The sequence below is a fragment of the Hominimerdicola alba 8 genome (assembly GCF_000178155.2).
Lineage (GTDB): Bacteria > Bacillota > Clostridia > Oscillospirales > Ruminococcaceae > Hominimerdicola > Hominimerdicola alba_C.
In genome coordinates this window covers 72,525-98,394 of record NZ_ADKM02000062.1, presented here as the reverse complement: position 1 = coordinate 98,394, position 25,870 = coordinate 72,525, and the positions used below count along the sequence as shown (strand labels likewise).

20 protein-coding genes are annotated in these 25,870 nt (G+C 49.1%); 12 read left to right on the top strand and 8 right to left on the bottom strand.

From position 1 onward, the window contains the following. Window positions 1-20 precede the first annotated feature (20 nt). The 3 genes from CUS_RS05820 (at window position 21) to CUS_RS20630 (ending at window position 3,337) form a co-directional block, all read left to right on the top strand. Window positions 21-881 (top strand): PP2C family serine/threonine-protein phosphatase, encoded by an 861-nt coding sequence (locus CUS_RS05820; RefSeq protein WP_242831541.1) that lies wholly within the window; start codon window positions 21-23, stop codon window positions 879-881. Between the two features lie 65 nt (window positions 882-946). Continuing rightward, entirely contained in the window at window positions 947-1,903 is a 957-nt protein-coding gene (locus CUS_RS05815) for a diguanylate cyclase domain-containing protein (RefSeq protein WP_002848553.1), read from the top strand. 36 nt (window positions 1,904-1,939) lie between these two features. Further along, window positions 1,940-3,337, top strand: a complete 1,398-nt coding sequence (locus CUS_RS20630) for a hypothetical protein (protein ID WP_265335119.1) — start codon at window positions 1,940-1,942, stop codon at window positions 3,335-3,337. A gap of 122 nt (window positions 3,338-3,459) precedes the next feature. On the opposite strand, the gene CUS_RS05805 is transcribed toward CUS_RS20630, so the two are convergent. Further along, complete coding sequence (locus tag CUS_RS05805) at window positions 3,460-3,990, bottom strand: hypothetical protein (RefSeq protein ID WP_002848631.1); 531 nt, start codon at window positions 3,988-3,990, stop codon at window positions 3,460-3,462. A 238-nt stretch (window positions 3,991-4,228) separates the two neighbouring features. Then, window positions 4,229-5,752 carry a GDSL-type esterase/lipase family protein gene (locus tag CUS_RS05800; protein ID WP_100084541.1) on the bottom strand — a complete coding sequence of 508 codons (1,524 nt, stop codon included), beginning with the start codon at window positions 5,750-5,752 and terminating at the stop codon, window positions 4,229-4,231. Between the two features lie 336 nt (window positions 5,753-6,088). Here CUS_RS05800 and glmU point away from each other — a divergent pair, with 336 nt between their 5' ends. Beyond that, window positions 6,089-7,507 carry a bifunctional UDP-N-acetylglucosamine diphosphorylase/glucosamine-1-phosphate N-acetyltransferase GlmU gene (gene glmU, locus CUS_RS05795; protein WP_002848345.1) on the top strand — a complete coding sequence of 473 codons (1,419 nt, stop codon included), beginning with the start codon at window positions 6,089-6,091 and terminating at the stop codon, window positions 7,505-7,507. On the opposite strand, the gene CUS_RS20365 is transcribed toward glmU, so the two are convergent. After that, window positions 7,492-7,671: a hypothetical protein gene (locus tag CUS_RS20365; RefSeq protein ID WP_080559523.1), complete on the bottom strand. Its 180-nt coding sequence runs from the start codon at window positions 7,669-7,671 to the stop codon at window positions 7,492-7,494. The genes glmU and CUS_RS20365 overlap by 16 nt on opposite strands. A gap of 22 nt (window positions 7,672-7,693) precedes the next feature. On the opposite strand from CUS_RS20365, the gene aepX reads away from it, so the two are divergent. Together aepX and aepY are read left to right on the top strand one after the other, a co-directional pair. Next, window positions 7,694-8,989, top strand: coding sequence for a phosphoenolpyruvate mutase (gene aepX, locus CUS_RS05790; protein WP_002848497.1), 1,296 nt, complete (start codon window positions 7,694-7,696; stop codon window positions 8,987-8,989). Window positions 8,990-9,009: 20 nt separating this feature from the next. Continuing rightward, the gene (aepY, locus tag CUS_RS05785; RefSeq protein WP_002848346.1) at window positions 9,010-10,128 is read left to right on the top strand and encodes a phosphonopyruvate decarboxylase; all 1,119 of its coding nucleotides are present in this window, start codon (window positions 9,010-9,012) and stop codon (window positions 10,126-10,128) included. Window positions 10,129-10,171: 43 nt separating this feature from the next. Here aepY and CUS_RS05780 read toward each other — a convergent pair whose 3' ends face one another. Continuing rightward, window positions 10,172-11,914, bottom strand: coding sequence for a LacI family DNA-binding transcriptional regulator (locus CUS_RS05780; RefSeq protein ID WP_002848270.1), 1,743 nt, complete (start codon window positions 11,912-11,914; stop codon window positions 10,172-10,174). 3 nt (window positions 11,915-11,917) lie between these two features. Then, window positions 11,918-14,506 (bottom strand): bifunctional diguanylate cyclase/phosphodiesterase, encoded by a 2,589-nt coding sequence (locus tag CUS_RS05775; protein ID WP_227945241.1) that lies wholly within the window; start codon window positions 14,504-14,506, stop codon window positions 11,918-11,920. 670 nt (window positions 14,507-15,176) lie between these two features. On the opposite strand from CUS_RS05775, the gene CUS_RS05760 reads away from it, so the two are divergent. Beyond that, window positions 15,177-16,169: a hypothetical protein gene (locus CUS_RS05760; RefSeq protein WP_002848415.1), complete on the top strand. Its 993-nt coding sequence runs from the start codon at window positions 15,177-15,179 to the stop codon at window positions 16,167-16,169. A gap of 589 nt (window positions 16,170-16,758) precedes the next feature. After that, window positions 16,759-17,748, top strand: coding sequence for a diaminopimelate dehydrogenase (locus tag CUS_RS05750; protein ID WP_002848248.1), 990 nt, complete (start codon window positions 16,759-16,761; stop codon window positions 17,746-17,748). Window positions 17,749-17,999: 251 nt separating this feature from the next. On the opposite strand, the gene CUS_RS05745 is transcribed toward CUS_RS05750, so the two are convergent. Genes CUS_RS05745 through CUS_RS05735 form a run of 3 tightly spaced genes read right to left on the bottom strand, consistent with a single transcriptional unit; the run spans window position 18,000 to window position 21,560 of the window. Next, entirely contained in the window at window positions 18,000-18,629 is a 630-nt protein-coding gene (locus CUS_RS05745) for a response regulator transcription factor (protein ID WP_002848350.1), read from the bottom strand. A gap of 4 nt (window positions 18,630-18,633) precedes the next feature. Further along, on the bottom strand, window positions 18,634-19,908 hold the full coding sequence (locus CUS_RS05740) for a hypothetical protein (protein ID WP_002848646.1): 1,275 nt from the start codon (window positions 19,906-19,908) through the stop codon (window positions 18,634-18,636). Next, complete coding sequence (locus CUS_RS05735) at window positions 19,905-21,560, bottom strand: histidine kinase N-terminal 7TM domain-containing protein (protein WP_002848332.1); 1,656 nt, start codon at window positions 21,558-21,560, stop codon at window positions 19,905-19,907. Before CUS_RS05735 ends, CUS_RS05740 begins: the two co-directional genes overlap by 4 nt. A gap of 1,113 nt (window positions 21,561-22,673) precedes the next feature. On the opposite strand from CUS_RS05735, the gene CUS_RS05730 reads away from it, so the two are divergent. From CUS_RS05730 to CUS_RS05715, 4 genes are all read left to right on the top strand, one after another. Then, window positions 22,674-23,525, top strand: a complete 852-nt coding sequence (locus CUS_RS05730) for an amino acid ABC transporter substrate-binding protein (protein ID WP_002848335.1) — start codon at window positions 22,674-22,676, stop codon at window positions 23,523-23,525. Further along, window positions 23,525-24,205 carry an amino acid ABC transporter permease gene (locus tag CUS_RS05725; protein ID WP_002848166.1) on the top strand — a complete coding sequence of 227 codons (681 nt, stop codon included), beginning with the start codon at window positions 23,525-23,527 and terminating at the stop codon, window positions 24,203-24,205. The genes CUS_RS05730 and CUS_RS05725 overlap by 1 nt, the downstream gene beginning before the upstream one ends. A gap of 12 nt (window positions 24,206-24,217) precedes the next feature. Beyond that, entirely contained in the window at window positions 24,218-24,964 is a 747-nt protein-coding gene (locus CUS_RS05720; protein ID WP_002848337.1) for an amino acid ABC transporter ATP-binding protein, read from the top strand. A 257-nt stretch (window positions 24,965-25,221) separates the two neighbouring features. Beyond that, on the top strand, window positions 25,222-25,749 hold the full coding sequence (locus tag CUS_RS05715) for a putative ABC transporter permease (protein WP_002848493.1): 528 nt from the start codon (window positions 25,222-25,224) through the stop codon (window positions 25,747-25,749). Window positions 25,750-25,870: the final 121 nt, after the last annotated feature.

Sequence of the window (25,870 nt, the reverse complement as noted above, 5' to 3'; positions counted from 1 at the left end):
CGGTAATGGGTGCCAGCCACGTGGCAAAAGGAATAGTGTGTCAGGACAGTTCGGCACACAAGATAACCGACCGTTACGCTATCGCTGTAGTGGCGGACGGTCACGGAAGTAAAAAACACTTCCGAAGTAATATAGGTTCGCAGTGCGCTGTTGAAGCCACTATCGAAACTATCGACAGGTTCTATGAAGACCCGGATGCGTTTGAAGAGAATCTGCCGAAAAATCACAAAATGATAATCAGAAATATCGAAAGGCAGATAATCGCAGCATGGAATACTAAGGTGATGAAGCACCTTGAAGAAAATCCTGTAACTGCTGTCGAGAAGAAGCCTTTCACGCAGGAAGAATTCGAGGCGATAAACCCGGAATCCTACTACGGCACAACACTTATCGCGGCTGTGGCAGGCAGAGGTTTTACTTTCGGCGTGCAGATAGGCGACGGCAGCTTCGTTGCGATATTTGAAGACGGCGAGGCTGTAATGCCGATGGAGTATGAAGAGGCAAATCCTGCCAATATCACTTCATCGATGTGTAACGCTAACGCAGCTTCGATGTTCGAGAGTTTCTATATCGATGACAAGCGCCCCATAGCGCTGTTCTCTTCGACTGACGGACTTTATACGTCTTTCGGCAGTGAGTACGATTTCAGGGATTATCATGTAATACTCGCATCGCAGGTCAACTCGCCCTCTCTGGAAGCATCAGTGGTGAAGAACATAACCAAGAGGTCGCATTTCGGCACAGAAGATGATATCTCGCTGGCATGCGTTTACGATGTTGAGTTTGCTCAGGAAAAAGTGGATCTGCTCAAAGAAATGATAGAGCGGAACAAGAAGCTTGCCGCCGAAAGAAAGGCAAGACTTCATACGGCTAACTTCTGATGAAGTGACCCATATATGGAAAATTAGGTAATATTGGAAAATTTGGTTAACGGAGTGTATTCATAATGGAAAAGAAAAAGGAAACCAGGAATCTTATAATAATGATAGTGTGCATTGTTGTTTATCTCGCGTGTGTTGCAATACAGGGAAAAATGTCAGCAGATAACGCTAGAGCAGTGAAGGCAGCAGGCGGTGCACCGCAGGGCAACAGTGCGATGGCAGGCGTAGTCGGACAGATCGAAGTTGTTGCAACTGTAGTAATGACCCTTTTCGCACGTAAGAAAGGTATGATCGCAGCAGCGACTCTCAACGGTCTGAACGCGCTGTATCTGCTGATACAGATGGTCGCAATGGGCAGAAGAAACGCTCTGCCCGGCTTTGTCGTAAACGTAATAACCATCGGCATCGCAGCAGTTATCTACTTCTATACAAACAAGAGTGAGCAGATGACCGAAGAACTGAAAGAAAGCTATCAGGAAGCTATTGAGAAGAACCGCATCATAGAAGAGCAGGAAGAGAGCATGAAGTACATGGCTTACTACGATAAGCTGACAGGCATGCCCAACAGACAGAACTTCATGGAGCGCCTTGAAAAGCAGATCAAACAGAGCGGCGACTGCGTAATGATCTACATAGATCTGGACGATTTCAGACGCATCAACGATAACTTCGGCCACGCAATAGGCGACGACCTTCTCAAGCAGTACGCCGAGAAGATCAAGATCTACTGCGGCGGCAACAATTTCGCAGCTAAGATCGGCGGCGACGAGTTCGGTATAATACTCGGCAGCGGTATGACAAATGAAGCTATCTACAAGTACGCTGCGGGCATCAGCGGCATTTTCAGTGAGCCTATCACAATGGGCGGTAACGTATACACCGTTGCAGCAAGCTACGGTGCAGCCAGCTTCCCGGAGAATGCTATGACCGCAGATGACCTGTTCAGATGCGCAGAAACTGCAATGTTCAACGCAAAGGAAAGCGGTAAGAACCAGCTTTGCTTCTACACAAGACAGGGCTAAGATATAATTGCGGAAAGGTGAATGGTGTATAATACTATGGAAATAAACGAACTCTATAATCTGGCAAAACAGTATGCAGACATGATAATGCAGAACAAGCCTGAGTATATTTCCGAGAACGAGTCTGCTGTTTGTGTTATCGTTGACGGCGACGAACAGCCTACCACAGGCATCACGACCATTACAGTAAAAGGCGGTCAGGTAGAAACTATCCCCGCTGAAACTGTTGCTGTAAGACGTTTTATCGACAGCCCCAACGGTGCGGTAGCCAAAAAGATGGTAACACTGAATTTCAGGGACGGCAGCGTTGCAGGTACAGGCAAAGCAAGCCTTATGATACTTGCACAGGATGATCCCGCAAACGGCGATTGCTGCGTGCTTACTTCTCCCGAAGAAGGTACACTGCTCAGGGATATCGTTCCTGTACCCGATAGCAAAGCAGCACCCGCTCCCGAAGCACCTGCGGCAGAGCCAAGCATGATGGATCTTATGGATGGCTTTGATGTTGATACTTCTTCTTCCGAAGCAAAGCCTGCCGAAACTGCAAACAGCGTCAAGACCGAAACAGTCGGTGCTCCTGCCGAGTTTGCTGACGGTTTCAGCGTAGATTCAAGCAATCCTTTCTTTGAGGAAGCAGCAGCACCAAATGCAGGCGTAAACGCTGCCAACAGCGGTGTCAAGACTATGTTCGATCACCCTGATGATGCTACAGCACAGGGCGCAGCAGGTTTCAGCATTCCTCCTACGATGCAGCAGGGCTATCCAAGACAGGGTATGCAGCAGAGCGGTTACCCTCAGCAGAACATGGGCTATCCTCAGCAGGGTGTCCAGAGCGGCTATCCCCAGCAGAACATGGGCTACCCCCAGCAGGGCATGCAGGGCGGCTATCCTCAGCAGAACATGGGTTATCCCCAGCAGGGCATGCAGGGCGGCTATCCTCAGCAGAACATGGGCTTCCAGCAGGGCATGCAGGGCGGCTATCCTCAGCAGAATATGGGCTTCCAGCAGGGCATGCAGGGCGGCTATCCTCAGCAGAACATGGGCTTCCAGCGGGGCATGCAGGGCGGCTACCCACAGCAGAATATGGGCTTCCAGCAGCCTATGCAGAATGGTTTCCAGGGCGCAGGCACTACAGTTCGTCCCGCAGGCAGCGGCGTATCCAACATGATGAAGATGCCGGGCGTTGGTCAGACATCTATTCAGGTCGGTGATATCTCTTCAAGACCGGCGGTGAGCCAGAGCATTAAGTCGGTAACTACCGATGATCTGATGCGCAAGCCATCTTTTGCTTCGACATCTTATGATGATGACGATGACGATGAGGAAGAAGTTCCAATGACTCTCGACGAGATGAGAAAACTCGCTAAGCAGAAGAAAAAGAACGCCAAAGTAAACTCAAACTTCAAGAAGAAGATGAGAGATTCAGGCTTCTGATACGAAAATAATAACCGCCGTCAGGTGAAATATCTGACGGCGGTTTTGTTGTATCACATAGTTAAAGACTAGTTAGTATATGTAAAAAAAGACCATACATCACGCGATGTATGGTCTGAAAATTACTTGAACTGAACGCCCCAGTCAGAACTGATCTTGCTGTACAGATCCAGCTTGACCTTGTTTTTCTGCCAGCGGAAGAACCATGTCATACCGAAAATTACGATCAGAGAACCGATAGCTGCCAGAACGATACCGCCAACACCCTTGACAACGAAGATGCCCAGTGCAGCAAATATCAGCACACCTACAATGATTATCGGCAGAGCAAAAGTTACAAAACTCCTGTCAGTGACCTTGATGTAGTTCTGGATCTCCTTAAGATCAAATGACTCATAATGTCTTGCAATGAAGTTATCGGGTCTTGCCCACTTGCAGAACTCGCTCACGCTGCCAAACCTTGCTGCGTAATCTCTGAAAGAGTAGCCCTTGCCAACATCGGTAACACGGTAATCTACAACGATACCGTCCTTCTTCTTGGTGGCGTTGAGCACATGTATGATGCTGCCCGGTTCAGCCTGAGCCTTCATCTGCTTAGTTACAAGAAACTTTCTGTCGATCGCTTCATCTATACTGTTGAGCATATATGTCATAAATATCTTCCTTCCCTGATCATATACTTACTATAATTCACATGGCAGCAGCCACGAAAAATACTGTATAAATATCCACAAATATATTATAGCATATTATTTTCAAAAATGCAAGCAATTTTGAAAATTTTTCACAAAAATCTGAAATTGAATTCTGCTTGTTAATAATATATCAGTATGACTATTTTAAACTGCAAAAGGCACCGCATAAGTGCCTTTTGCTATAGGTATAGATCAGTTATTTCTTTCTCTTGGAGATTATCACTGCGCCGCCCATAAGAGCGATCATAGCCATGCCGCCTGCCATGCCGGTCGTAGGGTTCTGGTTCGCGGTCTGGTTGGGATTTGTTGTGGCTTTTGCACTGCTTGTGTTGTTTGCAGCAGCCGAACTTGCCTTGCTGTCAGCGGTGCTCGAAGCCTTGCTGTCATCAGCCGAAGAAGACTCAGCCCCGCTCGATGACTCAGCCTCGCTTGAACTCTCGCTCTCAGCTTCAGAAGCGCTGCTCTCTTCCGCCTGACTTTCCACAGGCTCTTCCGCAGGCTGCTCGTGGAACTCGCCGGTCACCAGATTGTCGGGTGCGAGTGTCAGCGTGCCGTTATCAGGCAGTTCTCCCAACTCCCAGCCCATCACTTCTGCAATATACGGACCCAGTTCCTTGCTCGCCGCGCGGGTGTTTGATGCCGCAGTCGGGTGATAGTCAACAGCGTACCCCTCCGAACCTGACATTATAGGCTCCAGTTCAAAGGTATAAACATTTTCATCATCAGTTTCGCTCTTGTAGTCATCGACCGCGCTCTCTATCTCGCCAAACAGGTCAGCGCCCATCAGCCCCAGTGTGCAGATTATCTTTGCATCGGGATTTCCTGCGCGTACCATCTTCAGAAAATCTATGTAGCTTTCCTCAAAATCAGTCGTGTCACCCTGACTCTGGAAATACGACCAGTCATTTGTACCCAGATTTATCACAACGCATCCGGGCTGGTATTTGCTGAAATCCCAGTCGTAAGACTCTATCAGCGTGTAGCCCTCAGCAGTTATGCTGTTCCATGTATGGGGACCGCACTGGTTGTAGTACTGGTCCATAGTGTTCTCCTTGCTGCCGCCGTAACTGCACCAGATGCCGTAGCCGCTGCCGGAGAAGAAATTCACATCAGCATCGAACATCTCAGCTATCTGATAAGCGTAGGTCTTTGAAGCATCTTCGCTTGAAGTGGAGAAAGTGTTGTTCTTGCCCGTTTCGGGGTCTTTCAGCGGCAGGTCGATACCGTAGCCGCAGGTTATCGAGTCACCGATGAATTCCATCTTGTGCGCTTTTGCAGCTGCTGGCTTTATCTCAGCACCCTCGTCTATCTCGATACTCTGTATCGAGATGTTCGACTGCGGACCCTCAGACAGCTTAAGGAACTTCACAGTGTTCTCGCCGTCTTCAAGAGGTACTGTTACACTGCACATCTTCTTTGCGCCCTTTGCAAGACCGCGCTGTACCAGCTTGTCATTAACGAAAATGCCTATCCTTGTGGGGTCGCCCGAAATTTTCAGATTGAAAGTGACCTGCGAACCTGTTGCAGTGAACTCGACACCTGCCACAGAATTTGCGAACCACAGCGCATCTTCAACATATACCGTCCTGCCGAGTATCTTCACGTTATCAGCAGTAGCCTCATAAAAATCGGTCTTTGCGCTGTCTGCCGAAACAGGCATCACCGATGCCGCCAGCGCCGCAGAACAAAGACCTGCGATAAATCTGTTTCTTATTTTCATATTCATTTCCTCTCTTCTCAAACTGCCTGTATGACAGCCTATACCATATATCCTTACTTAGATATTATACCATATTTCACGAATTTTTCAAGAGGTTTTCACAATATTTAACCCAAGCGTAAACATTCTTGTGTATCTTTTACAAATCTCGAATGCGACTTTTATAGATTAAGCAGACGAAAGTGATAAATGCCCTCATAACGCAGTAAAAACGCCAAACAGAGAGCAAAAAATATATGAAAAATAGCGATTGACTTAAACGTTTGAAAGTATTATAATAAAGGGTAAAGTCACAGCTGCGCGGCAGCATAATTTTTGCTATGAGGGGTTAGAGTTATGTCAAATAATGTTATAATACTTGCAGGCGGACAGGGCAAGCGCATGAAGATAAATTCGCCTAAAGCACTTTGTAATGTGCTGGGCGAACCGATGCTCGAATGGGTCATGAGTGCGTGTGAGGACGCAGGTCTGAGCGATATCTGCATCGTAAAGGGCTTTGCAGGCGAAATGATAGATGAATATGTTGCAAAGCGCAGTTCTGTCGGCAAGGTAAGCACCGTTTTGCAGGCTGAAAGGCTGGGTACAGGTCATGCAGTCATGATGGCGGCTGATTTTCTTAAAGCCCATGTGGGCGGCAGCACACTGGTGCTGTGCGGCGATGCTCCTTTTATAGATGCCGATACCATAAAAGGCGCACTTGAACTTCATGAGAAGAAGAACTGCGGTGTAACCGTAGTCACTTCCAAAGTCGATGATGCCACAGGTTATGGCAGAGTAGTCCGCACTGCCGACGGTATCGCAGGCATAGTTGAACATAAGGACTGCACTGCTGAACAGCTTAAGATAAACGAGATAAATTCGGGCTGCTACTGGTTCAACACCGAAGCATTGCTGGAAGTGCTGTTCGAGATAAAGCCCAACAACGCACAGGGCGAGTATTACCTTACCGACTGCGTTGAACTTATGATAAACAAGGGCAAATCGGCTGACGCTTACATATCCGAGAACCCGAATGTTGCATTGGGTGCAAATGACAGGCGCGGTCTGCTGAAACTCAACGATATAGCCAGAATGTCGGTGATAGACAAGTGGCTTGACTTCGGTATCGAGTTCACCTGCCTTGACGGTGTCAGCATCGGCAGAAATGTCGAGATAGGCGCAGGCACCCGCATCGATGCAGGTGTTGAACTGAGAAACGGCACTAAGATAGGCGAAAACTGCATCATCGGCAGGAATTGTATCCTCGAAAACACCATCATCGGCAATGGCGTGAACCTCAATAACGTACAGGCGTATGATGCGGTGGTCGATGACTGCGCGAAGATAGGTCCTTTCGTCCAGCTAAGACCCGATACACACATCTGCAAGGGCGTTAAGATAGGCGACTTCGTTGAGATAAAGAATTCCACCATCGGTGAGGGTACGGCAGTTTCGCACCTGACCTACGTGGGCGATTCTGATGTCGGCAGTAACGTAAACTTCGGCTGTGGTGTGGCTACAGCCAACTACGATGGCGAGAAGAAGTACAGGACTGTAGTCGGTGATAATGCGTTCATCGGCTGTAATACCAACCTTGTCGCACCTGTGACGGTGGGCAGGGGCGCATATACTGCGGCAGGTTCTACCATAACAGGCGATGTCCCCGCAGATGCACTTGCTATCGAGCGCGGCAAAGAGATCATAAAAGAAGACTACGCCAAGAAAAAACTGGAGAAGCGCACCAAAAAGTTTGAAGACGCTCACAGGAATAACTGATATACAGCGGCGCTGTCCTGCGAGGGCGGCGCTGTTTTTGGAATACTGCTGAAAACAGACATGTCAGCGCTATCCCTTGCCCGCGTGTTCGGGGAGAGATATACGCCAACCACCTTAAGTTCTGTAAAACCGCCGTTTTTGTGGTGTGTCAGCGGATAGACCATATATCAGAAAAAGGAGAACGAAATGAAAACAGCATACACATGCTTTTGCACCGATGTCATACACGAGGGACATATGAAAGTCATCGCGCAGGCGGCTTCATTGGGAAGAGTCGTGGTGGGGTGCCTGTCTGACAGGGCGCTGATACGCTATAACAAATTTCCCACCATAAGCCAGCAGGAAAGGCTTTCGCTTTACCGCAGTATCAAGGGCGTAGATGAGGTCATCATGCAGGAGGATATGCTCTATGATGATGTGATACCCGCTTTAAGACCCGACTATGTGGTACACGGCGACAACTGGACTGAGGGTCCCGCCGCCGCCATCAGGGCGCATGTTGAAGAACTTCTTGCAAAGTACGGCGGCAGTCTGGTGAATATCCCCTATACCTATAACGTGAACGTGCATAAGATAGACATGCAGCTGAGAAGAAAACTAGCTATGCCCGAATACCGCCGCAAAAGACTCAGACAGCTTATCGGGCTGACACCCATCGTCAAGATAATGGAAGCCCACAGCGGTCTTACAGGGCTGATAGTTGAGCGCACTGTGGTAGAGCGCGGTGGGCGGCTCGACCAGTTTGACGGCATGTGGCTCTCCAGCCTGTGTGACAGCACAGCGCGCGGCAAGCCCGATATTGAACTGGTTGACCTCACCAGCCGCTTCCGCACCATCGATGAGATAATGGAGGTCACCACAAAGCCGCTTATATTCGACGGCGATACAGGCGGGCTGACCGAGCATTTCGTCTACACGGTGCGCACGCTGGAAAGAATGGGAGTTTCGGCAGTCATAATCGAGGACAAGTGCGGTCTTAAACGCAACAGCCTCTTCGGTACCGATGTCAGCCAGACACAGGCTGATATAGAGGACTTCACCCGCAAGATAGCCGCAGGCAAGCGGGCACAGCTGACCGATGACTTTATGATAATAGCAAGGATAGAGAGCCTTATCCTCGAAAAGGGCATGGAAGATGCGCTGACAAGGGCGTTCGCATACACAGCGGCGGGTGCTGACGGCATAATGATACACAGCCGCAGGACTGACCCGACGGAGATACTGGATTTCTGCGACAGGTTCAGGGCGGTGGACAAGAAGACCCCTCTTGTGGTCGTGCCCAGCAGTTTCAACAGCATCACCGAAGAAGAACTGGCGGCGCATGGGGTCAGCATAGTGATATATGCCAATCAGCTGACGCGGGCGGCTTTTCCCGCCATGCAGAAAACCGCTGAGAGCATACTTATAAACCATCGTGCAAAAGAGGCAGATGAAATGCTGATGCCGATAAAGCAGATAATAACACTGGTGGACGAAGTGTAGGTCTGCCGCAGGAGGAAAATATGAAAGTACAGGAATTTGCAGAAATAATAGGCGCAGATTTTTATACAGGCGTGCCTGACAGTCAGCTGAAAGCGCTGTGCAACTACCTCATGGACAGGTACGGCATCGACAGCAGACACCACATCATAGCCGCAAATGAGGGCAACTGCGCGGCGCTGGCGGCAGGCTACCACCTGGCAACGGGCAGAGTGCCTGTGGTGTATATGCAGAACAGCGGCGAGGGCAATATCATAAACCCTGCGGCAAGTCTGCTGAATGAAAAGGTCTATGCCATACCGATGCTGTTCGTGGTCGGCTGGCGCGGTGAACCGGGTGTCCATGACGAACCTCAGCACATCTATCAGGGCGAGGTCACGGTGAAACTGCTGGAAGATATGGGCATATCTGTCTTTGTGATAGGCGCGGATACTCCCAACGAAGAAGTCAGCGCGGCTATGGCAGAGTTCCGCGAGGTGTTCCGAAAAGGCAGACAGGCGGCTTTCGTCATACGCAAGGGCGCACTGACCGATGCCCCGAAAGTCACCTATAAAAACGACTGCACCATGACCCGCGAAGATGTCATAAAGCATATCACAGCAGTCAGCGGCGATGACCCCGTAATATCCACCACAGGCAAGGCGAGCCGTGAACTTTTCGAGATAAGAGAAGCGAATTCACAGGGTCATGGACTTGACCTGCTGACAGTAGGTTCAATGGGTCACAGTTCTTCAATAGCGCTGGGCGTTGCACTCAATAAGCCAAAAAAGCGCGTCTGGTGCATCGATGGTGACGGCGCAGTGCTGATGCACATGGGCGCGATGGCGGTGATAGGTGCGCAGAAGCCCGCAAACCTTGTCCATGTGGTGATAAATAATTCAGCCCACGAAACTGTCGGCGGCATGCCCACCGTTGCGGGTCAGGCAGACCTTGTGGGCATAGCAAAAGCCTGCGGCTATCCCCATGCCGTCAGTGCAGACAGCTTTGATGCCCTTGACCGCGCACTTTCAGCTGCAAAGGACAGGCATGAACTGAGTTTCATCGAAGTGAAGTGCGCTCTCGGTTCAAGGGACGATCTCGGCAGACCCACCACCACCGCCATCGAGAACAAGCAGGCTTTCATGGAAAAACTCAGCAGATAAAACACAAGGACGGCGCTGATGTTCAGCACCGTCCTTTTTGTCATCATATTTTGTATTTGTCGCACAGCGCAAATGACCGACCCAACTGCATTGCTATGAACTCCCCGCGCTCGTAGATGTCGCTTGTCAGTTCGCACATCAGCAGACCGTATATCATCTTGCCGCAGAATACAGGAAATGCCACAAATCCCTTGCATTTAGCCGAAAGTTCGTCACGCTCCAGCACTTCGCTCACGCGGCAGCGCTGTCTTTCCTCAGAAAGTATGTACAGCCCGCCCGAACGCATCACGCATTTCAGCTTTATTATTTCAGGGAATACCGTGTCAGGACCGCCGCTGTAGTCCACCGCGTTATCGAAAACATACAGTGCCGAGTTTTTCAGCCCCAGCTGGTCAAAACTGTGGTAGATGTCTGCTTCGCTGCCGCTGCCGTTCATTCCCGCTATCAGGAAAGACTCCATCTTAGACCTTTCAAAAGCGTATACGTATTCGCGGACTGTCATCTGCTTCGACTGCGAGATTATCGCCTTGTCCTTCATTCGCGCGAAAAGCCTGTTCACCAGCACCGTAGCCGCCAGCGAACGCTGTACGCGGTTGATGCCGTCCTGTATCCGTTCGATGCTTTTGGTCAGCTTCAGCGCATCTGTGTACTCCATAGCCCCTTTCTCAAAGAACTTGTCCACCATCACCGCCAACTCTTCAAAGTTCTCTATGCTCATATATCTTCGCTTCGATGCCATCAGTATTCGCGAGAATATCTCGAAGAACAGCCTTTTCAGATCTATTGCTTCGCGGTCTATGTAAGAACTTTTGTATCGGTAAAAGCAGTCATCGAACATGCGGTAGATGAAAGCAGGGTCAGCGCTCACAAGCTCCTTGCGGTTGTAGTCGTACGTTTCATACGGGAAAGATCCCCGCCCGTACAGCCTTGTGGGTACAGTGTCAGACTTCGCCCTGCTGCCGTTCATCATTTCCAGCAGCAGTTCCAGCGCCCGCTGCCCCAGCGACATTTTGTCCGACCCGATGGAAGTCAGCGGCGGTATCAGTTCACCCGACATTCGTGTGTTGTCAAATCCGAACACCATTATATCCTTGCCGGGCACCAGACTGCGCTGCGCCATAGCTTCGTAAAGTCCCATTGCAGCCGCATCATTTACGCAGAATATCGCCTGCACATCGGGGTTGTCGTCCAGCAGTCTGCCCGCTTCACTGACGCAGTTGCTCGTCATATCGGTATATGCGAAATTTTTCTCCTCAAGCACGATACCGTATACATCAAGACATTTCTCAAATATATCCTTGCGCGCCCTTGCGTCCTTGTTGTCATCTCTGCCGCCAAGCATGCAGAATTTTGTAAGCCCGTCAGCGTTGACAAGATATTCCACCGCCTCGCGTATGCCCGACTCGTTGTCGTAATTGACCGTGACCACATCTTCCAGGTCTGAAGCCACCAGCACTTTAGGCACATCGCGGTGCTTGTTCATAACGCTTGAATATATCTGTTCATTGTTGCGGTCGCGCTCATTTACACTGCCCAGATGGATTATGAACCCGTCAACATCACACAGCGAACTCAGCCTGAATACCGAGTTGTACACGCTCTTGTAGTTATGTATGCTGTCAGAACCCAGACCGTCATCATATTTCCCGGGCAACACAGTCAGCCTGATACCGCGTCCGTGTGGTATGGCATTTGCGACAGCTCTCACCAGTTCTTTTGAGAAGTCACTGCCGATATCTTCCAGCAGCATGCAGATCAGTTTTTCGTTTTTTCTCTTGCCTGCCATTCGCTACACCCCTTCTATGTCGGGCGAAGGCTTCGAGAACAGATATCCCTGCGAATAATCTATGCCGAAACCCATCAGCAATTCCTGTATCTCGGCATTCTCAACGAATTCTGCGATTATCTGTACCTTGCGTGCAGATATCTTCTTCCAGCCCGATATCAGCGCGATGAGATTAGCGCTCTGCTCGTCATCCACACACCTGCGCACTATCGAACCGTCGATCTTGAGGTAATCCGAATGTATGCTTGCGATGTGCTGTAAATTTGAAAAACCGCTGCCGAAATCGTCTATGGATATCTGTCCGCCCAGTTCATGTATCTTGTCAACAAAAGCGACAAGCGTGTCGTAGTCGTCTATATCTTCATTTTCCAGTATCTCAAATACGAAGTTCTCAGGGTGGCTGACAGATGCCAGTGAATCGTAGATAAAATCCACCACATCACGGTTCTTGATATCCCGCATGCCCAGATTTATGCTCACGCTCTTGTCCTCTATGCCGCTGAAACGCCCGAAGACCTTCTTTATCATGATCTTTGACAGCGAATCGTACAGCAGACCGTAAGAACGTGCCACATCGAGGAAACTTCCCGGATAGTACACCTTGCCGTTCTCGTCCATCAGCCTCATAAGCGATTCGTAGTGGTGTATGGTGTCTGTGCGGTTGTCGTGTATGCCCTGAAAATACGGCAAGACCTTGTCGTGGGCAATGGCGTAGTTTATCACGTTTACCATGTGGTAGCGCTCGCGTATGCTGTCCTCGTCCAGCTGACCCGACTTTGCATCGCGCACAGAGAACTGAATGTTCTTCCTCGCCATCTCTATCCTCTCAGAACTGTATGCCTGTTCCAGATTATCCATCGTGCAGTCATCTATCACGCAGAATATCGGCACTATGGCGATGTAGTCTTCGGTAGTTTCAAAAAGTTCCCGCTGCAGCTGTTCCATGTCGTTCACAAATTCAGACAGCGCAAACATGTAAGATGGCGCACCGATGGCAAGATGCCAGTCTTTCAGCAGATAAATGGTATAACCCTTCTGTTTTGCGAAGCTGACGCACTTTGACAGATAGTTCTTGTAGGTCAGATCTCGCTGCTTTTCAGAGAATACCACATTCATATCCGCAGTGTCAAACACGTTTATCATACATATCCTGTCGTAGCCTTTCAGCTGTATATCCATGTTCATCGCAGCGGCATTCGGTATCTCGTCCCGTTCTGAATAAAGCAGCTTGAGTTCGCAGTCGCGCACGAATGCCTTGAGGCTGTCAGCAGCGGCAGCATGTTCTTTCTGTATCAGCTTTTTCTCAACATCATACAGGTAGCCCAGCAGTTCGCGGTTGTCAGCCACCAGCGTATCAGTATGGGAGAAAGCGTAGGGATTGTACATCTGAGTTGCAGGCTCTTCACCTATTATCGATACCACGAAAGAGCAGTTCGCAAAAGTGTTCCGCCCGTTAACGTTGGCTATCTGACCCTCAGTTATGCAGCCGCACATGTTTGAGTTCTCATATGCGGAAAGTTCCCACTTTACGCAGTTAGAATATATCATCGACCTCGTTATGCAGGAATACCCGAAGATAGTTTCAGCCTTCTCGAAGTTCTCTATGCGCCTGAAAAGTGAGCGGTTGTCGGATATGACCTTTCTGTCATAAATGAAAGCACGCCTGAGCTTTTTGCCCACCCTGACATTGTGGTTCGCACAGATAAGTTCGCGGTTCGTCTCCGTGTTCAGGTATGGGTGAGCCTCGTAAGCCAGCCTGTTTATCGCCACACTTTTGTCGAATATATCGCTTATCGAACGGTCGTCCGAGAATCGCACGAATATCGGTATGTCGCTTGCGTCCGAATAAACATAAGGGAAAAGGTTCGTCAGTTCAGGACGGTTTTTCAACTCATCACCGACACCGATGCGGAATTCTTCAGCCGCGTCCCTGCCGTCTATTGAGAGTATGCAGGTGCCGAAAGTATCGGTTATCTCGGCTTCATCGCCTATAGTCTGTACGCCCGTAGCGTAGGAACTGTAAGACTCAACGCCCTCGCCGCTTATCGCCGCTACCAGTATGCCTTTGTTGGTGCTTCCGTTCTCATTGAAGACGAACCCCGAATCTAAAAAACGCTTAAGGTTTATCTCAGAGGTGTTGGCAAGTCCGCCTATCATCTGCACACCCGGAAAGTGTGAATTGCATTTTTCCACAAAGTTGTAAACGCCCAGATACTTTCTCGTCAGGAAAGTCAGCAGCAGCTTGGTATCCCTGTCTATGACAGCATCTTTCACGTTCTGGCACAGCAGATCGGGGTATACGGGCATGCCGTCCTCCTCAAATGTGGGAAGCAGTGCAGTCCTTATCCTGCCGCCGTTCATCTGTGTCACCGAGATGACGCACTGATTCTGTATCAGCTTGCCCCAGCTGATTATAGCTGAGGTGCTTGTCCCGAAGATGTGCGCCTGCGGCACCAGATTTGATATGAATCTCGCCAGATCCACAGCCTCCTCTTCCAGATGGATAGCTGTGTGTATCCTTATAAGGATATCGCCTTTTTGCGGGTCGAGCATCAGTTGTTTGAAAGATTCTTCCAGCCTAGCTTTTGACACATATTGAAAATTCCATGTAAACATATTCAACAACCCCTTCATGTTTACGCCGTATACACATATTATAATAGCAGAAAAATCTCTATTTGTCATTAACCGAAGCGGAAAAAACAAAAATTTCGTGATTGTGAACAAAAATAGACATAAGCAAATAGATATTATTAACATAGACAAAATTTATAAAGACATCACAATTCTTGTAAAAATACCGCCAAATCTCAGCTTGAAGAGCAAACTGTTTAATTTTATTATATTTTTGCAAAACTTACCAGAATTTTTGTCTGATTTATATAGATATCTGCTTGACAAGCAGTCTGAAATAGTTTATAATGAAATCGTTATCAAATATAACAAAAATTGACCGTCCCTTTAGTTCAGCATAAAAAATGCAGTGTAAAAAGAATATGGTTATCCCGCTGACACACCGTACCAAAAAGTTTTTCAGCAATAGTTGGCGTTTTTTTGCAATACCGCAGGCGGGGGAAAAATATGGGGCGCTCAATTATCCTTTTGTTTACCGCATTTTTATAGCAATCCGCCTTAAAATTCAGACAAAATCCAGTCACAAAACCCATAAATCCCAGCTTTTGCGACTGGATTTTGTGAATTTAAAAAGTTGGATTGCTATAGTTGGTGTGCTAAAGGGATAGTCATAAAGGATAATGTCAGTATGGCAGACCTTCTGCGTAAGGCTGTCTTTGTGATAATGGAGGATATTGATATGAAAAGCATACTGAAAAAAACGGCATCTGTCTTCTGTGCGGGCATCGCATCACTGTCTATGATGGCATCGGGCGTGACCGCTTATGCGGCAGAGGAGGAGATACCTCAGCCCGATGAGAACGGCGTTTACGGTCAGGCAGGTATAGCGTGGATGATAATGGACTGGTGGGACTACCGTCGCGGCACCAGTGAACCCGCTATGGATGAGATGGGCACTATGGAAGTTTCCAGCACCTACCACGATGTCAACATCACAGGCAACGGTTCCTATACCGTTGATATGAGCGGCTACGACTGCAAAGATGTTTCGGGCGGTGACTACTACTGCGGCTACTTCGGTCTGTATCTTGAACTTCCGCTTGAAGCCCCCGATGAGGAAGAGGGCTTTCAGCCGACAGTGGTCGTCAATATAGATGATGTTACCATCGACGGTGTCAAGTATACGTTCATCGAACAGCCGCTCCCCGAAGATTCCGAACTTGACGGTAAAATGCTGAAAATAAAGAACGCCTACGGCGAACCTGCCGTCACCGACCCGCCGATGGATAACTACGCATGGAAGACCACCGACCCCATTACCATCAATTTCACGATATCAGGTCTGCCCACCGATAAGATAGAGGGCTTTGCCGATGAAACGGTCGAGAAGGTCAGCGGCAACGGCGATATCGCCAATGACCCGCCGATAGGCGGCGAAGAGAGCACAGCCGAGTCGGTCGCAGAAAGCACTGCCGAAAGCGAATCACCCGCAGAGGAAGCCCCCGCCGCAGAGGAAGAAGCCCCCGCTGACAGCAAGGCTGTATCAAAGGCAGAAAACTCCTCCGAAACCGAAGAAAAGACCGAAAAGAAGTCCAACACAGGTCTTATAGTCGCCATTGCGGTCGGTGCCGCTGCACTCATCGGTGTGGTCATCGCACTCGCCGCAAAGAAGAAAAAATAAGCTATAGTACAAAAAAACTCCCTTTGCTCACGCGGTGGGAGTTTTTTCATATTCACACTTGACTGCCTCTTTGGCACACCTGCTGAAAATGCGGTAAACAAAAGGATAATTATAGCAATCCGGTATCGCAGCCGGTTTGTCACAGATACGGTCATCATCTGTTATGTGACCCTCATACCGGCAGGAGGCATATCCCGGTGCATGTATCGCCAAAAGCATGTTTTCGATAGCTGTGCCGTGTAAAAATGCTGTCTATCGTGTCCATAACATCACCTCACTCAAATTATAACATATTTTCGGCTAATTTCGGCAGAGCGTGGCACAGTAATAACAATTTCTGCCTTTTGCATAAAAATAAATGCTTGTTTTTGTGCAGATGGCATTATAACATACTAAAGCGATATGCTTTAAAATCCCGCTTTATCGCTGTAAACCGAACTTGCGTCAAAACGCCCGAAATCTCTGAAAATTATGGTAGAAAATGCGGAAAACAGCAGTCCTGAGGTCTGCTGCGCTATTGACGGAAATAGGATTTTGTGGTAAAATAACAGAGTAAAGTTCTTTTTTAGTTAGAAAGGAAATGATCAATATGTCAAACATTCGTATAGGTATTGTTGGCTACGGCAATCTCGGCAGAGGCGTTGAGCTTGCTATAAGACAGAACCCCGATACCGAGCTTGCTGCGGTATTCACCAGAAGAGATCCTTCTTCACTGAAAATACTCACCGAAGGTGTGGGCGTTTACTCTGTAAATGATGTGGCTGATTTCAAGGATAAGATCGATGTTCTGATACTCTGCGGCGGCAGCGCTACCGACCTGCCTGTGCAGACACCTCAGTTTGCAAAGCTGTTCAACGTTATCGACAGCTTCGATACTCACGCAAGGATCCCCGAGCATTTCGCAAATGTCGATGCCGCTGCTAAAGAGGGCGGCAATGTCAGCGTTATCTCAGTGGGCTGGGATCCGGGTATGTTCTCTGTACAGAGATTGTACGGCAGCTGCATACTGCCTGATGGCAAGGATTACACTTTCTGGGGCAAGGGCGTATCTCAGGGTCATTCCGACGCTATCAGAAGAGTTGAGGGCGTTGCTGACGGCAAGCAGTACACTGTTCCCGTTCAGGCAGCTATGGACGCTGTAAGAAACGGCGAAGACCCCGAACTGACCACCAGACAGAAGCATACAAGAGAGTGCTTCGTTGTAGCCGAAGAGGGCGCTGACAAGGCTAAGATAGAGGAAACTATCAAGACCATGCCCAACTACTTCTCCGACTATGATACCACTGTAAACTTCATTTCGCAGGAAGAACTGAACGAAAAGCACAGCGGTATCCCTCACGGCGGCTTCGTATTCAGAAGCGGCAAGACTGGCGTGAACGGCGAAACTCGTCACATCATCGAGTACAGCCTGAAACTTGGTTCCAACCCCGAGTTCACTTCCAGCATACTGGTAGCATACGCAAGGGCAGCTGTAAGACTCCAGAAAGAGGGCGCAGCAGGCTGCAAGACCGTATTCGATATCGCACCTGCATACCTCTCGCCAAAGAGCGGCGAAGAACTGAGAGCATCGATGCTCTGATATCTGTACCGAATATACATCAGGGTGGGGGCTTGCTCCCACCTTTTTTGTAAAATGTGGTTATCCCGCTGACACACCACAAAAACAGCGGCTATACAGAACTTAAGGTTCTTGGCGTGAGGCGCTCAATTATTCTTTTGTTTACCGCATTTTCAGCCGGTGTTCTAAAGGGATAGTCATATTGTAAAATAAAAGTGCGTCTGCGGAAATTGCCGCAGGCGCACTTTTTCATATTCAGTTTGATGACCGTATCAGGAATTGCTGATGGTTATGCCGATGACGCGGGCTTTTATGGCAAGTTCGGTCCGGCTTCTGAAACCTGTCTTGTCAAGCATCGAACGCACATGTGACTTCACCGTGTTCTCGGATATCCCCAGCTGTTCCGCGACCTGCTGGTTTGTCGCACCTGTGGTCACTACCCGCAGTATCTCCAGTTCACGCTCTGTGAATTCCGAACTGTCAGCCAGTCCCAGCTTTACGGTCGGGCTGCTGCGCGGGTATACATGGTCGCCCGCCATCGTCCTGTCCATAACTTCAAGTATGGTCTGTTCGTCTGCTTCCTTGTACCAGAAACTCTCTATGCCGATGGACTTCGCTTTTTCCAGCCACGAATATTCGGGCATCGATGTCACCGCGATTATCTTTATCTCAGGTCTTAAAGATTTTATCTTCTCAGCCGCATCAAGCCCGTTTGAACCGTCATTCATAAGAATGTCCATCAGTATCAGGTCTACCTGATGCCGCAGTATATAAACATCAGCCGCCTGCGCCGAACTCAGCGAGAAAGCCAGTTCGTATTTAGGCGAATTGTTAACGTACATCTCAAACAAGTGCCTTGAAATGGACTGGTCGTCCACTATCATCACTCTGTATTTTTCCATTGTATTACTCCTTTCTGTCCACCCTTATCGTCAGCCTGAACTGCGGAACTGCTGCCAGTTCCATCTCGCCCCGCACCTGCTCGACCGCTGTGCGCAGGCTCTTAAGACCGCCTTTTTCGCTTATCTCGCCCTCAGGCGGCTTGCCGTCATTGGTGAACACTGCGGTCATAACGCCGTCTTCATCGGTCAGGTCAACGGTCAGTTCACTGCCGTCTGCATGCTTGACCGTATTTGTCAGACATTCGTGTATCGCTATCACCAGCACCTTGCGCATATCATCGGGTATCTCACCGTTCAGCGTCAGCCTTACCCCGACCGCTTCTGCGGCTTCTCTCAGCGCCCCTATAGGGTCTGCGCTGTCATCGGGTTCGTTCTCGCCTTTCAGTATCCCCGCAGTGAACTGCCACAACTCCATCAGCGCAGCCCTGTCGCCTCCGCGTATCAGGTAGCTTTTAAGCGCCAGCAATGCCCTGCCCACATCATCGTGTATGCGTATCTTCGCCGCAAGGACTTCTTCTTCGCGTATCAGCGCGTTCATCTCGTTGTTGTAATCCCTCAGCCGGAGGTTCACTTCTTTCAGATGTTCATTTCGCTCTTCCAGCTCACGGCTCTTCTGATACCGTTCCGTGACATCATAAGCAGTCAGTTCCCATACCTTTACGCCGCCGACATTTATAAGACGCTTGTGTATATCGCGCACACTTCCATCTCTCAGGTGCAGGAAGTACCTCTTGCCGCGTACCTCAGAACTGCACCCCTTTCGCAGTTTGTTTCTCTGCAAACTGAGTTCCAGCAGATTGCTGTCAAACAGCGGTATGCCCATAGCCTCTATGCAGGTGCGGTGCATGGTGCTGTTCACGAACAGCGGCACGCCCTGCGGAGTGGTAAATGCGACCCCGTCAGGCAGACTGTTCAGCCCTTCTTCCAGCGATTGCGGTGTCAGGCTGTTCTTTATGTCCATCTCCTGCCTTGTCCACAGCACGATGCCCAGCACCGCTAAAACCAGCATAAGCCCAAGACAGAGATATGTGTTCGGGCAGTATGAACGGTCTTCATATTCTGAAACAGGCATCTCCATTATCCGCCAGCGGGTGACTTTTGTGATGTTCCACAGCAGCAGTATCCCCGCTGTCAGCGCAGGTATGCAGACAAAGTATATCCGCCTGCCAAGCCCCGCGATGTGCCGTCTTATTATCAATGCCAGCATCAGTATATCCAGCAGGAAAGTGCCTGTACCCATGACCGATAGCAGAGATATCGGCGCATCTGTCAGTGTCATTCGCCGCCGCCCCCTTTCACAGAAAATGTGATGAAGCAGCTGCCGTCAGAACTTTCAGCCGATATCCTGCCGCCCAACAGCGCCGTCCTCTTCTCAAATGCTGAAAGTTCGGGCTTGTCTTCATTGTCAAGTTCTATCCTGTAATCAATGCCATTCCCGAAGTCCAGCGTGACCATCACAGCATTCAGCGCAGGCAGAGCGTTCTCCACCGCCGCCTGAAAAAGTTCGTACATCAGCAGTACCGTATCAGCCGTCAGCTTTTTACCGCGAGGTATCTCAGCATTGCCGAATATCCCCGATAATTCAAGATATCCCAGCGATTCACCGACCGATAGCGCCAGTTCGCCGCTGTCTATATATCCATCGCTGCCCGCCAGCAGCAGAAGATTTGAGCATCGCTTTATGAAGACGGCATCTATCGCCGCCCTCTTCATGCTGTTTCGGAAGCCCTCTTCGTCATCGGGCAGAACTTCCAGCCTCTCCGAAAGCCTGTCAAAGTTCGGTTTCAGCCTTCGTGATATGCTGTCATACAGCTTGTTCTGTTCAGCAGTGCGCCGCCTGCCCTCTTCGAGGTGCTGCGCCTCGTCCAGCATCGCATTCTCTTCTTCGAGGTATGACCGCGTTTCTTCCAGCTGCATGTTTATCTGCTGTAATTCGCGTATATCCTCAGCCCAGTAGAAATATCCGCCTTTCACAGGCTGAACTTTCAGCAGCATGCCGTCTTTTATCACTTCGCCGTTCTCAGCTTCTTTCAGCTGTTCCTTGTCAGGCAGGGGACTGTTCTCACCGTGCAGCACCACGTTCATCTCGCTGTCAGCCAGCCCTGCATTTATCAGCGAAGCCTTGAAAAACTCCTCATGACCGTCATTCGATGGCAGCATGTGGGTCATCACCAGACTCTCCCAGAAACTCACGAAGAACAAACAGGTCATGTCGGGAAATTCATACATTCTCTGAAACAGGAGCGGGTTTTTGTCGTTGGTGTACAGCAGCAGGTAAAGACCCGCCATAGTGGTCACACCAGCAGGTATTACAAAACTCCTGCGAAACTGCTTGCGTGTGCAGCCGCGCAGTGTCTTGAAAAGTATCCCGCACAGACAGAATATCATAGACCCGATGGCACAGTAATACAGCGGACCGTAGCTGTAGCGGTCATCGGTATTCGGTATGCCGTGTTCAAATCTGAAAGCCAGCTGATGCAGGTCATTTGTGGCTATCCCCGCTGCCAGCAGTGTAGCAGGTATGAAAGCCACAGGCGATGCTGCAGGCAGTTCATAGCTGTCCGTCCTGCCGATGTAAAAAGTCGCCATAAGCAGCAGCAGCGGCAGCATTATCACAGGAAAGTAATACCAGTACCATATCTGTCTGCTGAGAAAAGAGTCAGCAGGTATGAATTCGTACCTTATGGTCTTTACGATGCACCAGACCATCATCAGCAGCGCCGAAGCTGTCAGCAGCCGCCGCATGCCCCTCTGCGGGAAACGCCTGCGTGAGGAGAAAAGCCATATCAGGTAAACTGTCAGCAGTATCAGCGCCAGTATGCAGTGGTAACTTATTACAGTATCTTCCAGCACCAGCCTGAAGATCCCTGAGAACAGCACAGCGCCCGCCCCGAAAAGCATCTCGCGGCGGTGTTTGCGGTCTATGGGCATATTCTCACTCCTTTCGTTAATGTTTTGCAGTCGTCAGCATCGGGCTGAAATATTCGGCGGTCATTTCCTGCGTCATATAGGCACTTTTAGGCAGCGCAATATAGAATTGACCACATTTCGGAAAAGTCACAGCCGTTGCCCCTTGTCGTACCAATTTTTTTGTTAAAGGAAAAAAATAATTCAAAAAGCCACCGCCGTTTCATGTGCATATGCAATAAAATGGCGCACAACAGCCTGTGCAAACAACTGTTTTTTATTTTAATTCGGAAATATTTCATTAAAAGTTGTACAAAAACGTACAACTTTTGACCGATTTTCGCTGTCAGTAGGAGAGTATGTACGCTGTTCGCCGCCCCTATCGGAACTACGGTACGACTATCGGCAGGAACACTCCTGTATTCCCCGCAGCAGCTTGACAACGCACCCGACATGACAGACGAAGAATGAACGCACCCCACCGCCTCTGCCCACGCCAAAGTGCATAAGAGGGGCAGACGCCGAAACGCGGTGTAATGACGAAGTTTAAAAACGCAAGACCCACATGGGCACTTCCCGTTTGTCCCGATATCTGCCGTGAACGGTGCTTCATACTATAGCGATCCGCCTTAAAATTCAGACAAAATCCATAGATCCGAGCTTTTGCGACTGGATTTTGTGAATTTAAATAGTTGGATTGCAATAATAAATGCGAAATGCACCGCTAAAGTTTCTTCCAACGCCTGCATGGAGGAAAAACCTCACAACAAATGTTCCCCGCTGAACCGCCATGCCTGTGCGGCCTGTCAGCGCGGGAACAAATTTTATATTATAGTATATGGTTATCCCTTTAAGACAGCATAAAAATAATGGTATAACAAAGGACGGTTATTGAAAACCGCCGGCTAAAAAGCTGTTCAGTGCGTTGTGTCAGCGGGATGACTGTATTTTATTATACCATGTTCTCAGCTTTTTTTCAAGTGCGAAAAGCCCGCAAAAGGCTGAAAAATTAACAAATTTGCCGAGAAATATGCTATTGACAAAGGTCTGCTAATGTGATAGTATAGTAAAGGACTTTTTGGGTAAATGTATCAAAATGTTAATTTATGTCAATAAATTTCGGGAGGAGATCATAAGATGGTTCTTAAGAGAGTTATGGCTGCTGTGCTTGGCATGGCAGTTGTTGCAGCAGCTTTTTCGGGCTGCGGCGCTAAGGGTGAAAAGGGTGAGAAAAAGTCTGCTGACGGCAAGAAGACTTTTACTGTCGGCTTTGATGCTGAGTTCCCGCCCTACGGTTTTAAGGACGATAACGGTGAATATGTTGGCTTTGACCTGTCGCTGGCTGAGGAAGTCTGCAAGCGAAATGACTGGGAACTGGTAAAGCAGCCTATCGACTGGGATTCAAAGGATATGGAACTTTCTTCGGGTTCTATAGACTGCATCTGGAACGGTTTCACCATCAACGGCAGAGAGGATTCATATACATGGAGTACGCCTTATATCGACAATTCACAGGTGGTCGTAGTCAAGGCTGACGGCGGTATCAGTGACCTCAAGGGTCTTGCAGGCAAGGTAGTCATCGTTCAGGCTGACTCTTCGGCACTGCATGCACTTGACGGTGAAGATGCCAGCGATGAAAATAAGGCGCTGGCTGCAACTTTTGCAGACCTCCAGCAGGTGGGTGATTATAACACCGCGTTCCTGAACCTCGAAAGCGGTGCCGCAGATGCTATCTGCATGGACTACGGTGTTGCTGCCTACGAAGTTTCAAGCAGAGGTGATGCTTATGTTATCCTTGATGAGAACGTTTCTACCGAGAGATACGGCGTTGGTTTCCTCAAGGGCAATACCGAGCTGAGAGATAAGGTACAGGATACTCTTGTAAAGATGTATGAGGACGGCACCTTTGAAAAGATAGCCGATGAATGGGCTGACAGGGGCATCGACAAAGCAAGCCTGTGCTTTGACCCCGCTGACAAGGCAGAATGATGATACTGGCTGAAAATGCGGGGCTGGTACCGCAGATAATAGACATTTGCCGTAAGCTGTTTGAAGGTTTCGGCGCAACACTCAGTATATTTTTTCTGACTTTGCTGTTCGCTTTGCCGCTGGGTCTGCTGATAGCATTCGGGCGCATGTCAAAATTCAAGCCGCTGAGTCTGCTGACAAAGCTGTATATATCGGTGGTGAGAGGTACTCCGCTGATGCTCCAGCTGTTGGTGGTAATGTTCGGACCTTACTACCTGTTCAAAGTGCCCATCTCGCCCGACTACCGTTTTTATGCGGTCATAATAGGCTTTTCACTGAACTACGCGGCTTATTTTGCAGAGATATACCGTTCGGGCATACAGGCGGTGCCAAAAGGGCAGTACGAAGCCTGTGAGATACTGGGTTATTCCCGCTCACAGCGCTTTTTCAAGATAGTTTTCCCGCAGATGGTCAAGAATATCCTTCCCTCTGTGACCAATGAGATAATCACGCTGGTAAAGGATACCTCGCTGGCATTTGCAATAGCCTATACCGAGATGTTCACTGTGGCAAAGCAGGTGGCGGCTTCACAGGCGACCATACTGCCGCTGTTCGTGGCAGGTCTGTTCTATTATGTGTTCAACTTCCTCGTGGCTTTCATTATGGAACTTGTCGAGAAGAAAATGAACTATTACAGATAGGAGGGACGCTGCATGAAATTACTTGAAGTTAAAAATGTCAAGAAGAGTTTTGATGACCTGGAAGTGCTGAAAGATATCAGCCTTGAAGTCAGTGAAGGTCAGGTGGTGTCCATTCTGGGACCGTCGGGTTCGGGCAAATCGACACTGTTGAGGTGCATGTCGATGCTGGAAACTGTTGACGGCGGCACTCTCACTTACTGCGGCAAAACAGCGGTGAAAGATGCTAAATATGCTACCAAAAGCGAACTTAAGGAGATAAAGAGTTATTTCAGCCTTGTTTTCCAGAGTTTCAACCTCTTTCCGCACTATTCGGTCATGAAGAATATCTGCGATGCGCCGATACATGTCATGAAGCGCGATAAGGAAGAGGTCGCAAAGAGTGCGGAAGTACTGCTGAAAAAGATGGGGCTTGACAGTAAGGCTGATTATTACCCCTACCAGCTTTCGGGCGGACAGCAGCAGCGTGTTGCCATAGCGAGGGCGCTGAACATGAAGCCGAAGATGCTGTTCTTCGATGAGCCGACTTCGGCACTTGACCCCGAACTTACTGCCGAGATACTGAAAGTTCTGAAAGAACTGGCGGAAGAGAAGATGACTATGGTCATAGTCACCCACGAGATAGCTTTTGCCAGAAGTATCTCAGACCATGTGGTCTTCATGGACGGCGGAGTTATAGTCGAACAGGGCGCACCTGCCGATGTTATCGACAACCCGTCAAATGACAGGACGAGGGCGTTCCTCAAAAAGCTGGAACAGTGATGATATTGCGGCGCTGTTTTCATATCGTCTGTAAGAACTGTGTTTATAGCAATCCGCCTTAAAATTCAGACAAAATCCAGTCACAAAACCCATAAATCCCAGCTTTTGCGACCGGATTTTGTGAATTTAAAGAGTTGGATTGCTATAGCATGTTGCGTCAGCGGGCGGCAACAGCGGTATGATACTGTTTCAGAACACAATGATATATCGCGGGCTGTCATGCGGCAGTCCGCTTTTTGGTACAAAAGGAGAACGCGATGGAAAAAGAAAAACAAAAGTGTGATCTTACGCTTGCAGCTTCATATGCCGCCGAGTTCGCGGTGTGCGGTTTCGTTGGGTGGCTGTATGAGATAGCAGTGATGTATGCCATGTACCGCCATTATGAACCGAGAGGTTTTCTGCACCTGCCGATACTGCCTATTTACGGCTTTTTCGGGCTGATACTGCTGTTTGTTTTCCGTAAGAGGAACAATGCGGTGCTTGTGTTCCTTGTCAGCATGGCTGTCACCACAGCGGGGGAACTGGCGGCATCTTATATCATAGAGGCGGCGCTTGGCAGAAAGCTATGGTCCTACCACATGTGGCGTTTCAATTTTCAGGGGAGGATAGCACTGTACAGTTCGCTGATGTTTGGCGGACTCAGTCTTTTGCTGGTAAAAGCAGTACACCCGCTGATGCGCCTGCTTTACCGAAAACTTCCGAAAATAACGGCGGCAGTCGGCTGTATCTGTGCGGCGGCGATAGCGGGGGACTTTGTTTATACGCTTATCAGTCAGAAGAAATAGCCGCACTTATATCAGCGAAAAATATTTGTATTCTGTTTAAGGAATGTTTATATCCCCCCCTTGAAAGTGATGCGGATATATGCTATAATCCCCGAAATAACAGTACTTGCGTCTTTACCGC